This is a genomic window from Sphaerisporangium perillae (assembly GCF_023276435.1).
GTDB classification, from domain to species: Bacteria; Actinomycetota; Actinomycetes; order Streptosporangiales; family Streptosporangiaceae; genus Sphaerisporangium; species Sphaerisporangium perillae.
Window position 1 is genome coordinate 93545 of the sequence record NZ_JALLPO010000024.1, and the last position, 12155, is coordinate 105699.

Consider the following 12155-nt stretch of genomic DNA (forward strand, 5'->3'; position numbering starts at 1 on the left):
ACCCGAAACGGTGGTCATGACCGAGCCCTTCAACGCCTCCGCCTACCTGCTCGACCGGCACCTCGAGCGGGGGGACGGCGACCGCCTCGCGCTCACCGGCGCGCACGGCGAGCTGACCTACGCGCAATTACACGACCGCGTCCTGCGCACCGCCGCGGGCCTGCGGCAGGCCGGCCTGCGGCCCGAAGAGCGGCTGCTGATGTTCATGGCGGACTCGCCGGACTTCGTCACGGTGTTCCTGGCCGCGCTGCGCATGGGCGCGGTGCCCGTCCCGGTCTCGACGATGCTGCGCGCCGACGGGCTGGCCGATCTGCTGGTCGACTCGCGGGCCCGGTTGCTCGCGGTGAGCCCGGAGTTCACCGAAGTGGCCTGGGAGGCGGCGGCTAAGGCGCCCGAGCTGGAAGGCGTCATCGGCGACGCGGCGTCCGGCTCGGGCATCCCGGTCCACTCGCTGGAGGAACTCGCCCGAGCCGAACCGGACGCCGCGGCGTACCCGACGAGCGCGGACTCCCCGGCGTTCTGGCTCTACACCTCCGGCACCACCGGCACCCCGAAGGCCGCCATGCACCGGCACGGGGCGATCCGCGTGGTGTGCGAGACCTACGGCGAGCAGGTGCTCGGCATCCGTCCCGGCGACCGGTGCCTGTCCGCGGCCAAGGCGTTCTTCGCCTACGGCCTCGGCAACTCGGTGCTGTTCCCCCTGGCGGCCGGCGCGGCGGCGATCCTCGAGCCCGCCCCCTCGCGGCCGGACACGATGGCCGAGCGGGCACAGGCGTACGGCGCGACGCTGTTCTTCGCCGGGCCGACGTTCTTCGCCAACATGCTCCGCGCCGGCCTGCCGAAGGACGCCCTGCCCGCCGTACGGCTGGCGGCCTCGGCCGGCGAGCCGCTGCCGGCGGCTCTGTACGAGCGGTGGACCGCGCACTTCGGCGTCGACATCATCGACGGCATCGGCATGACCGAGATGCTGCACATCTTCTTGTCCAACCGCCCCGGCGCGGTGCGGGCGGGCACCACGGGGGTCGCCGTACCGGGCTACGACCTGCGGATCCTCGGCGACAACGGCCAGGAGGTCGCCCCGGGTACGGCCGGCACGCTGTTCGTGCGCGGCGAGTCCACCGCGACCGGCTACTGGTCCCGTTACGCGGCCTCGCGCCAGGTGTTCCAGGGCGAGTGGCTGCGCACCGGCGACACCTACGTCCAGGACGGCGATGGCTACTACACCTGCCTCGGCCGTTCCGGCGACATGCTCAAGGCCAGCGGCATCTGGGTGTCCCCGGCGGAGGTGGAGAGCCGGCTGCTGGCGCACCAGGCGGTGGCGCAGGCCGTGGTCGTCGCCGCGCCCGACGGCGACGGGCTGGAGAAGCCGGTGGCCTACGTCATCCTGGACGCCGGGCGGGCGGCGACGGAGGAGGAGCTGATCGAGTTCTGCCGCGCCGGCCTGGCGTCGTTCAAACGGCCACGGAAGGTGGTCTTCGTCGACGGCTTCCCGACCACGGCGACCGGCAAGATCCGCCGCGTCGAGCTGCGCGCCCGGGCGGCGACCGTCCTGCTGGAGCCGGGGGTGCTGTCATGACCGCCGTCGAGCCCGACCTGCTGATCATCGCCGCGGCACCGGCTCCGGTGACCGCGCACGGGGGGCACTGATGCTCGACGGCCGCCCCCTCGTGGACGTCCACCAGCACGCGGCGCGCCTGCCCACGCTGAAACCCGCCTGGCGCCAGTGGGCGAGCGACTTCGGCGACGCGTCGGTGCTGGACCGGGTCTACGACGCCGGCGGCACCGTCGACCCGGCCCGCTTCGACGCCTACCTCGCCGAGGAGGGCGTCGACGTGGCGCTGGTGCTCGCCGAGTACAGCCCGAAGGCCACCGGCATCCAGCCCATCGAGGACCTGCTGCCGCTCGCCGAGCACAACCCCGCGCGGGTGAAGGTGATCGCCAACATCAACCCGCACCTGCACTACCCCATCGAGGAGGAGCTCCAGCGGCAACTCGAGCTCGGCGCGGTCGCCTGCAAGCTGCATCCGGTGCACGCGGGCGTCGCGGCCAACGACCGGGCGCTCTACCCCGCCTACGAGCTGTGCCAGTCGGCGGGCGTCCCCCTGGTCGTGCACTGCGGCACCAGCACCTTCCCGGGCTCCTCCAACCGCCTGGCCGACCCGGTGCTGCTCGACGACGTGCTGCGCGACTTCCGCCGGCTGAACGTGGCGCTCGCGCACGGCGGGCGCGGCTGGTGGTACGACGCAGCGGCGTTCATGGCGCTGTCGAACGAGCGGGTCTGGATCGAGCTGTCCGGCCTGCCGCCGTCCCGGCTGCGCGAGTACTACTCCCGGCACAACTGGAACCGGCTCACCCGCCGGATGATCTTCGGTACGGACTGGCCCGGCGTGCCCGGCATCGCGAGGAACGCCCGCGCCGTCGCCGCCCTCTGCCCGGACGAGGAGACGGCCTGCCTCGTCCTCGCAGGCAACGCGACCCGCGTCTACAACCTGAAGCCGGTGAGCTGAGGGCCGTCCACGCCGCGGGCGATCTGACACCCGGCATCCACCCGGACGCGTTCGTGCACCCGGACGTGGTCGTGATCGGGAGGTCCGGTGAGGGGAGTGGCCGGCCTGTCAGTCGCTCTGGGTTCTGGTGATGTCCCTCAGGCCGGGGGTGGCGATGTTGCGGACCGGGACGACCACCTGGCCACCCGTGGTCGTCGCCCAGACCTCGACCGCGTAGGGTGCGAGCTCGTGGCCCCTGTACTTGGGCCGTACCCCGAACCGGACGCTCTGTCCCGACTCCAGGGCGCGCCGCAGCGGGTTCTCGAACTGGACCTTATAGTCGGAGTTGTTGATCTTCTCGTGCATCCATGCCAGGTTGCCGCGGTCGCGGCCCGAGCCGCCGAACAGGTTGCCGAGCAGGTGACCGCGCCGCGCGCCCAGCGGGTCGAGCTCGCCGGTCCGCAGGCCGATCGGGTTGACGTCGCTCGACGACGGTGATCCGGTGTGCAGGTCCGCTGGGACCAGCTCGCCGGTCACACCCGTCGGCAGGCCGTTCTCCAGATCGCCCACCAGCACCCGCTCGGAGATCGGCAGCGTCTCGTTCTCCGCCGGCTTGGCCGTCTTGGCGGCGGCGCCGGAATCTGAGCGCCGTCCCGGGGTACGTCCCGGGGTCGCGTCACGGCGCATGCCGCCGGACTCGAGGGCGCGTTCCTCGAGCGATGCGCCCCGATCGGCGCTCTTCATGGCTTCGGCGGCCCCCTCGCCTTCGGCGAACCGGCTGCGCGAGCCGGGACGGCGCGCTCCAAGCGGCCCCTCGGGCGCCGGCGTGGATCGCCGCGTGGCCGTCGCCTCGGGCCGTGCGGTCGTCGCTTTGGGCTGCGTGGTCGTGGCTTTGGGTGGGGCGGTCGTCGCTTTGGGCTGCGTGGTCGTGGCCTTGGGCGGGGTGGCAGTCGTGCCGGTGGGTGCCGGTTCGCTCGTCTTGGCCGTCGGCTTCGGTGTGCCGGTGGCGGGGGCCGTCTCGGCCGGCGATTTCGGCGTGACGCTCGTGGGTGCCGTCTCGGTCGGTGGTTTCGATGTGGTGCTCGTGGGGGCCGGTGAGGCCGTCTTGGGGGCGGGAGTGGGAGTCGCGGGAGTGGGCTGCGTCTTGGGGGCCGGGCCACCGGCGGGAGCGGGGCTGCGGGCGGGTGCGGAGCCGGGCGCGGAAGCGGGACCAGACGCGGAGGTGGAAGTGGGGGTGGAGGGGCGGGCCGCGCGGTCCACGGCGATGCTCGCGCCCAGTGGGACGGCGCTCATCAGGGCCGCCATGAACAGGCCCTTCGGATCGGTGAGCCGCTGCTCCAACTGGTCGGCGAAGCCCGCCCAAGTGACATCGCGACCCCGTAAGGCGTCGACGGTCTGGTGTACCGCGACGGAGAACCCCTGCGACAGTTCGTGGGTCGTCACGCCGGCGGCGATCGAGGCGAACGCCTTGCGGGCGAGTGTCTGGGCGGCGGGATTCCCGGCCAGACGGCCGAAGATGGTGTGGCTGACCCGTCCGCCGACCCGGGCGAGCACCACCTGGACCGCCGCCTCCACCGCGATGGCCCCCCAGTCGACCTTCTCCCCGTACGCGGCCTTCACCGCTCCCACGCCGACCGTAGCGGCGATCGGGGCGCCGACCGAGATGGCGGTCGCCGTGCCGCTCACGCTGAGGCCGGCCACCCCGGTGCCGATGACCTCGGGCGCGAGCCCCAGTGCGGCGCCGCCCGACACCAAGACCGCCAGGACGCCGAGGGTGACGAAAGCGGCGTCCCTGGTGTATTCGAGCCCGGTCGCGAGGCTCTCACCACCCTCGATCAACTGGTCGACGTAGGCGCGCACCAGCATCGCCGACCGCTCGGAGGCCGCGTCCGCCTTGGCCAGATGGCCTGCGGCCTCGGTGAACGCGCCGGCCGTGATCGCGTGGCGGGCCGCGGCCGACTCCGCCGTCAAGGTGAATCGCAGAGCCTCCAGCGCGGTGCCGGGGTGGTCATAGCCGCCCCACGTGCGGACGTAGGCCCATGCCTTCACCGCGTGGGACGTGACCGGGAAGTCGGAGTTCACCTCCTCCTGGGCCCGGTAGCGGCCCATCGCGTCCTCGGACCGCCTGGCGCTCCGGTTCAGCGCCAGCGTCAGCGCCGTCCGGGCCGAGGCGCGTACGCGCTCCGCCTGCTCAGGGGTGAGCGTGATGACCTCGCCCCGGTAGGTGGTGCGCATGAGGGAGTCCGGGCCCATCGAGAGGCCCTCGATGGCAGCCATCACGGTCCGCGCCGCCGCCAGTCCGTCGCCGGGCGGCAGTGTCAGCTTCGCCAGGGCCTCCGTTCCGGCGCCCGTGCCGTGCCCGCCGACCAGGCCCGTGACCGCCTGGTTGCCGGCGACGGCCTGCGAGGCCAGCATCCCCTGGCCGGTGCCGCCCGGGCCGGCCCGCCTGGCCGCCGGTGGAGGCCGGACCGCTTCCGGTGACGGAGCGGGCCTGGAACGCAGATGACCGTCATGCCCGCCCATGACACGTCCCGGCAGTGGTGGGGAAGTAGACGGGCAGGCGGTGACGTCGAGGGGCATTGGGGAGGTGGGCGGCCATCGTGCTACTCGAAATCGACGATTTTGAGGATGACGATCGCGTCGGGGTCGTTCACCAGAATGCGCTTCGCGTGATCCATCGCCCGCTCTCCCGGTGCCCGGTCATATTCGATGTGGATGCGGCGGCCGTTCAGCTCGGTCTCGATGGTGAGCTGAAAGTCCGGGCGGTTCGTGCCCGCGCGCGTGGCGGCGGCACTGGTCTGAGTCTGGTCGACCCGTACGTCGGTGATCTGCATGTTCGTGTCTTTCAGAGCGTCCTTGGTGAGCCTGAAATCGGCGTCGAGCTCGGCTGCCTGCAGCTTGCTGCGGCTCACCTTCCGGCCTTGTATCGGTAGCGCCTCCGGGGCGGGGCGACCAGGCGGGGGCGCCTTCGCGGGGACGAGCTCCGGGAAGTCGGCGCCGGTGAAAACGGTTCCGCTGTCCAGGACCAGATCGGGTACCCCGGCCTGCCTGGCCACCTCCCGGCTCTCCAGCAGCGCCGGCGACGGGGACAGGGCGGCCGGGTCGGCACGGTCCGTCGTGGGGCCGCGGCGCTCCTCCGGCACCATCGTCGCCGCCTCGTCCAGAGACTCCTGGACCTCTGCCTCGATCGACCTCTCCCGTCGCACCGGGGCCTCAGCGGCCTTGACGGGTTGGCCAGGGCGATGGCCGGCGGGATGGGGGCCGGGTTGGCCGGCCGGACGGCGGATCGTGTCCGGCATCGAGGTCTCCACCCGCTTGTAGCGGAATCCGGCACCGGTCCCCTCTGCCGTGGCGCCTCTCAGCGGGGCGCGTTCCAAGGGCCTCGACGCCTTCACCGGTCTCACGGGTTTCGCGGGTGCGGCCGGGTTCCGCGTCTGCGCGATGGTCGGCTGCGCCCCGATCGTCGTCGGGATGGTTTCGGAGCCGGCCGATGTCGCTGTGGTCTCGACACCGACCGGTGTCGCTGCGGCGTCGACGGCCGTGGGGTGGGGCGAGTTCGGGTGGAGCCTTCCTCGTTCGGCCGGCGCCGGGTGTGCGAGCTTCGCGCCGCCTCTGGCCACGGCCTCGCCGGCCTCCCGTTCGGCCGCGCCGAGCATTCGTTTGAGAAGGCGCTGCAACCGGGAGACGAATCGCTCCAACGGCTCGGCGATGGGCTTGAGCAACTTGCCCACGACGAGGCCGATCGCCGTCTCCACGATTTCGATCACCTTGCCGATCGCCACCACGGCCTCGCCGGCACGCGTGAGCAGCGGGGCGAGCCTCCCGAGGCCGGCTCCGATCTTGGTGAGGGCGTTGCCGACCCCGCTGGTGAACACGAACAGCAGCAGGTTGCTGACGACGCCGCCGATGACGTAGCCGAGGTTGTAGCCGATCTTCCTCCATTCGGTGTCGAACGCCGCTCTGCGCAGGCGGGTGGCCTTGGACATGATCACGCTGAGCACGCCCGCGTGTTCCTCGTCCGTACGGTTGGCGAGGATCGTGCCCACGCTCTCCTTGGGCCCGTCCGGCTCGTCCTTGCCGCTGACGTATCCGGCCACGCCCGCGGCCACCGACCGTCCGGCTCGCCCCGCCTCGGCCACCGCCCTGTCCTGTACTTCGTCCAGGAACTCCATGACGGCCGCGACATCCTTCTTCTTCCAGATCTGGGCCAGCGTCTCCTCGATCCTGGCTCTCACTTCCGCCAAATCCTTGCTCAGCAGCTCAGCCTCGCCCGCCAGTCCGGCGACCTTGGCGTAGGCCGACGTGGCGAGTCCGGAGACGATCCGGGGGAGCTGCTCGGCCAGGGCACCGATGCCCAGCAGGTCCGTCAACGGGCTGACGAAGCCCGCCGCCGCCCCGCCGGCATACCCCAGGAAGAAGTCGGCCGCGTTGCCGGGTACCAGCAGCTCCCTCAACGCGGAGCCCAGCCGCGACCGCTCCTTCTCGCCTCGCGTCTGCCGGCTCATCTCGGCGATGAATCCGCGTAACGCGGAGGCGAGCATCCGTTGCCCGACGCCGCTTCCCGCCGCGCCGCGGGTGACGGCTTCGACCACGAGGTCGCCCATGGCGCCGAGAGAGTCGTCGGGAACGGGGCGCGGCCTGTCCGGCGACGCGGCCGGAGTGGCCGGAGTGGCCGTGGAGGGTGCGGCAGGTCCGGCCGCATCGCCTCCGGCGTGCCCGCCGACCAGTGCCGTGACGGCCTGGTTGCCGGCAGTGGCCTGCAACGACGTCACCGCCTGGCCGACGGTCCCGCCGCCGCCCGCCCCGCCCGGCGAAGATGTCCCGGCCCGGGCGGACGCCCCGGCATGTGCTGAGGCCCCGGCGTATGAGGACGGCGCGGAGTGCCGGGCCGCCTCGCTGGAGGGAGCCGGTCCGGGTCGCTGGTGGTGTCTGTCCTGTTCACTCACGGGGCATCCCGCCGTCCACGAGTCCCGCCTGCCCGCTTTGCCGTGGTCTGTGCTAGGGCACGGTCAGTACGGCGGGCTGGTCGCCGGCCCCGTTCCGGTCGCCTGGTTCGTTCGCGGTCACGTTCCGTTCGGTGGGCTGGTCGCCGGTCCCGTTCCGGTCTCCGGCCACGCTCCGGTCGGCCCGGGTGGGGCCGGAACGCGCGCCGTCGCCGGCCTCGGCTGCGGTCAGTTCCTCCAGGACCTGGATGGCGCCGCTGATGCGCAGCAGCGTCTCGCGCAGGGCGGCCTCCTGTCTGGTGAGCTCACGCAACTGCCCTTCGCCCAGCTGGTACTCCCGCTTCAGTTCGGCCAGCCGGGCCTGCAACTGTTCGATCACGGCGATCACTTCCTCCGTCGTGTGGTCATCTCGGTTCGAGCCCGGGATCCATGACGTTCATGGCTTCCGGCTGGTCGTACATCTCCGGGTGCAGGAGCAGGCCACGCTCGGCGGCCGGCTTGTCCTCCTCCACCACCATGCGGTTGGCCTCGGCCCACGGGTCCTGCCGGACGCCGGTCACCTGCCACGAGACCGTGACCCCGGGCTTGTCGGTGCAAATGGTGAAGGCGCCGTCCCGGACCTCCTCGCGTACCCACGTCAGGGCCGCCTGGCCGACGGGCGTCAGCTGGAAGCGGTGGTCTCGGTTGAGCGCCTCGAAGAAGCCGGGGAGGGTGATCTCGGCCTCGCCCCGCTCGTCGGTCACGGCCACGCCGGCGTACACGTTCAGCCGGTCCGGCGACTCGACGAACGAGTGCGACAGGTACTTGTTGTCCGGGTCGAGCGGATGGTCGATCCGGAAGCCGCCGCCGCCCTTGGAGAGCGTGCCGCGGACGTCGAGGTCGCCGTTGATCTGCACGCGGCCCAGGAACAGGCCCGCGGAGTTGCTGCCCGCCGCCATGATGCCGGTGCCGGTGCCCTCGACCCACGCGCCGATTGTGCCGGTCGCCCGTATGCCGGCCTGGAAGGCGCCGTTGCCGCCGCGCGCGGTGATGGCGGTGCCCCCGCTGACGACGTCGAGCGGGGTGGCCGGGGCCCTGGTGTTGATGCCGACGTTGTCCCCACCGTCGAAGGCCACGACGCCGCCGCCGCTGCGCACGAACAGGACCCCGCTGCCGGTGTCGCCGATCCGCGAACCCCACAGCGACAGCGTGGAGGGACCGTTCGGCTGCCCGTAGTCGCCGCCGAACTGCAGCTCTCCGCTGTTGACGTGCATCCGCAGCGCCCATCCGATGCCGATGCCGAACAGTCCCACGTGGTCGTTGCCGGCCATCCCGACGAACGCGCGGTCGGCGTCCGGGTTGGCCTGCCGGAACCAGATGCCGGCCGATCCGTCGCCGCCCTGCCGTACGCGCATCCGGCGTGCCACATCGAGCCCGCCGCCCTCCCCGGTGGCGGAGACGCTGATCCGGTTGAAGTTGGACCACAAGTGCGCGGCGCCGTCCTGGGAGTACCAGACCCAGCGCTGTCCGGTGCCCGCGCCCGGTGTCTCGACGAAGCCGGCCACGTTGCGGTCGGCGAAGGAGTACCCGCCGGCGGTGCCGCCGCTGTGCACCTCCGTGCCTTCTACGTGCACGATTCGCTGTGCCGGCGCCGCGCCGATGCCCACGCCCAGCTTCCCGGACTTGTCGATCACAAGCCGGTCGGCGCGCGTGGTCGCGTCCGTCAGCCGCCACGTGCCGTCGGAGTTCGATGACAGCTGGTAGGCCGGGCCCGCCGGGGACGACAGCCGCAGGGGGGCCGACACCGACAGCGTCGAGGACACCGACAGCGTCGACACCCGGACCTCGCCGGTCGCTCCGGTGACCGCCAGGGCTTCGCGAGGCGCCGCCCCGGACAGCAAGGTCAGGGCGACGTTCCCGGTTGCGTCGGCGGTCAGTTCGGCCACCGGCCGGTCGTCGACGCCGGGCACGCCTCCGCCGGCCGTACGCGGCGCGCGCAGCTCCAGCCTGCCCGCGGGGACTCCCGCCGGGCGCCGGGCGCCCGCCGACAGCCCGGTGACCCTGCCCTCGCCGTCTAGCACCACCCGGGCGAGCACCACCTGCCTGCCGTCGTCCTGGAATCCGGCCGCCGGGACGAGGCGCAGCCAAGGCGCGTGCAGCAGGGCGGGCGCGTTGGCCAGCGCGCTGTCGCCCAGCACCTCGCGCCAGGTGAGGGTGAGCAGGCTGTCGGCGCCCGCGCCGGCCGTGTCCAGGTTGAGCCCGTCGTCCCCCGCCAGGACGGTCGGCACGTCCTGGATCTGGGCCGGGTCGACGGTCTGATCGACGACGGCTGTGCCGCCCGGGGGCAGGACGATCAGCCGGCCGTCGGCGTCCAGGGCCGTACCCGGTGAGACCGTGACCCCCGTCTGACCTACGGTGGCGCGTACCGCCAGCCCGCCTGCGACCCCCCAGGAGTGCAGGCCGGCGTTGCGGGCCCGGTCCAGCGGCAGCAGGTAGGTCTCCATGTCGGTGAGACTCTCGCCGTGCCCGGTGGCTCCGTTGCGCACGGTGCCCGTACTGAGGTTCCAGTACTCGGTGCGCTTGACGCCGCTATCGCTCATGCCGGCTCCATCATCGGGATCGCGGAGGGTCTCTTCTCGGTCTCGACCACCAGCGGGTCGACGTCGGCCCTGACCGCCTTGACCTCCCAGCAGAAGCGCTGGGCGGGGTTGCGGCCGTCGGCGGCCAGCACGGTGAACCCGCCGCCGGCGACGGGGGTGGCGGCCAGCGCGCACACCGGCTCGTCCAGGTCCGACACCGGCGTGAGCAGCACCGTGCGGCCGTCGGCGCGGGCGAGGGCCTCGAAGTAGTCCGGCAGCGTCACCCGGGCGCGGCCACCGCTCAGCCGTCCCTCGCCCCGGTAGTAGACCGCCGCCTCCGGTCCCTCCACGCACGCGTGCGTGAGGACGCGGCCACCGGGGTCGAGCGGGTGGTCGATGGCGAACCGCTTGGTGCCGTCGTTGAGGAACTGGCACCTCGGGTGATCGGGATCCGTGCCGACGTACACCGCGCCTCGGGCGAACACGTCCCACGTGCCGATGCCGCCGCCGGACCAGTCGGGGTACCGCGGGACGTCGGGCCAATGGATGGTCATGTACATCCTGTCCGGACCGGTGACGTTCAGCCGTGTCGTCGCGCTGACGACGTTGCCGTCGAGCAGGGTGAGCCCGCCGCCGGCCCGCACCGTGGAGGCCGTCGCGAGAGCGCCGCCGATCACCGTGTCGCCGCCGACCACGGCGTCGCCGGCGACGTGCAGGCTCGCACGCGTGGGACCGCCGATGTTGACCGACCCGGTCGCCACGTCCATCCGCAGCCCCCATCCGGCGCCGCCGTTGCCCCAGAAACCGACGTGCCCGTCATCGAGCATGCCGACGAACGCGCGGTCGGCCTGCGGGCCGGTCTGGAAGAGCCAGATCCCGGCGGAGCTGTCGCCGCCCTGCCGGACCCGCATCCGCCGGTACACGTCCAGGCCGCCGCCTTCACCGGGCGCGCCGATGGACAGCCGGTCCTGGCCGGACCACAGCCGGGCGGTGCCGCCGTGGGCGTACCAGACCCAGCGCTCGGCCGCGCCGGGCGTCTCCACGAAAGTGCGCACTGCCCGGTCCGCGAAGGAGAACCCGCCGCCGGGGCCGCCGCTGTGCACCTCCGACCCCTCGACGTGCAGCACGCGCACCGCCTTCGCCCCGCCGATGCTCACGTTGCCCGCGGTGTCGACCACGAGGCGGTCTCGTACGCGCAGGTCGCCCGCGATGGTGACGGTGCCCGTGTTGTCGACGGTGAGGCGGTCGCTCACACGCAGGTCGCCGGTGATGGTGACGGTGCCGGCGGTGTCGACGGTGAGGCGGTCGCTCACCAGCAGGGCGCCGGAGATGTTGACGGCGCCGGTGGGCTCGACCGTGAAATGGTCGCGTACGCGCAGGTGCCCCACGACGATGATGTCGTCGGAGAACTGCACGGCGCCGGTGCCGAAGACCGACAGCGCGCGGCGCGGTGGCCCGGTGGGCGGGAGCATGTTCAGATCCACCCTGTCGTCCGCGCCGGCCACCAGCTCGGCGGCCGCGCCGTGGTCCACGCCGAGGGCATCACCGCGGGGCCGGCGCAGCTCCAGGCGTCCGGTGGGCGTGCTCGCCTGGCGCCGCACGCCTGGGCCCAGGGCGTCGACGACGCCGCCGGTGCCGAGCGTGACCTCGGCCAGCACCACCTGGTCGCCGACGTCGGGGAAGCCGGCCGCCGGGACCAGGCGCAGCCAGGGCGCGTGCAGCAGCACGGGCGCGTTCGGCAGCTCGAAGCCGGCCACCTCGCGCCAGGTCAGGGTCAGCAGGACGGCGCCGGTGAGGTCGGCGGAGTCCACGGTCACGCCGGTGGCGGTGACCGGGACCGTCGGGACGTTCTGCACCTCGTCCGGGTCCACCGCGGGGTCGACGATCGCGACGCCGCCATCGGTGAGGACGATCAGGTTGCCCTCGGCGTCCAGCGCGGTGCCGAGGGACACCGTGACGCCGGCGGCCCCGGGCGTCGCCGTCACGCGGAGCCCGGCGGCCACGCCCCAGCCGTGCAGGCCCGAGTTGCGCAGCCGGTCCATCGGCATCAGGTGGCTCTCGATGTCGGTCAGGCTCTCGCCGTGCCCGGTCGCGCCGGAGCGTACGGTGTCGGCGCCGAGGTTCCAGTACTGAGTGCGTTTCACTGCCATGCCGCCTCCTCCCTTCAG

Annotated in this window: 7 protein-coding genes; 2 read left to right on the forward strand and 5 right to left on the reverse strand. The window is 72.8% G+C overall.

Annotated elements, in window-relative coordinates; translation table 11 throughout:
• Positions 1–16 precede the first annotated feature (16 nt).
• Together MYF83_RS23735 and MYF83_RS23740 are read left to right on the forward strand one after the other, a co-directional pair.
• Positions 17–1576: a benzoate-CoA ligase family protein gene (locus MYF83_RS23735; RefSeq protein WP_248962833.1), complete on the forward strand. Its 1560-nt coding sequence runs from the start codon at positions 17–19 to the stop codon at positions 1574–1576.
• A 70-nt stretch (positions 1577–1646) separates the two neighbouring features.
• Entirely contained in the window at positions 1647–2507 is an 861-nt protein-coding gene (locus MYF83_RS23740; protein ID WP_248962834.1) for an amidohydrolase family protein, read from the forward strand.
• A 108-nt stretch (positions 2508–2615) separates the two neighbouring features.
• On the opposite strand, the gene MYF83_RS23745 is transcribed toward MYF83_RS23740, so the two are convergent.
• The 5 genes from MYF83_RS23745 to MYF83_RS23765 all read right to left on the reverse strand — a co-directional run bounded on the left by MYF83_RS23745 (position 2616) and on the right by MYF83_RS23765 (position 12137).
• Positions 2616–5009: a DNA/RNA non-specific endonuclease gene (locus MYF83_RS23745; protein WP_248962835.1), complete on the reverse strand. Its 2394-nt coding sequence runs from the start codon at positions 5007–5009 to the stop codon at positions 2616–2618.
• A gap of 80 nt (positions 5010–5089) precedes the next feature.
• Positions 5090–7249 carry a hypothetical protein gene (locus MYF83_RS23750; RefSeq protein ID WP_248962836.1) on the reverse strand — a complete coding sequence of 720 codons (2160 nt, stop codon included), beginning with the start codon at positions 7247–7249 and terminating at the stop codon, positions 5090–5092.
• 235 nt (positions 7250–7484) lie between these two features.
• Positions 7485–7808, reverse strand: a complete 324-nt coding sequence (locus MYF83_RS23755) for a prefoldin domain-containing protein (protein WP_248962837.1) — start codon at positions 7806–7808, stop codon at positions 7485–7487.
• 25 nt (positions 7809–7833) lie between these two features.
• Positions 7834–10008 carry a hypothetical protein gene (locus MYF83_RS23760; protein WP_248962838.1) on the reverse strand — a complete coding sequence of 725 codons (2175 nt, stop codon included), beginning with the start codon at positions 10006–10008 and terminating at the stop codon, positions 7834–7836.
• Positions 10005–12137: a bactofilin family protein gene (locus tag MYF83_RS23765; protein ID WP_248962839.1), complete on the reverse strand. Its 2133-nt coding sequence runs from the start codon at positions 12135–12137 to the stop codon at positions 10005–10007. Before MYF83_RS23765 ends, MYF83_RS23760 begins: the two co-directional genes overlap by 4 nt.
• Positions 12138–12155: the final 18 nt, after the last annotated feature.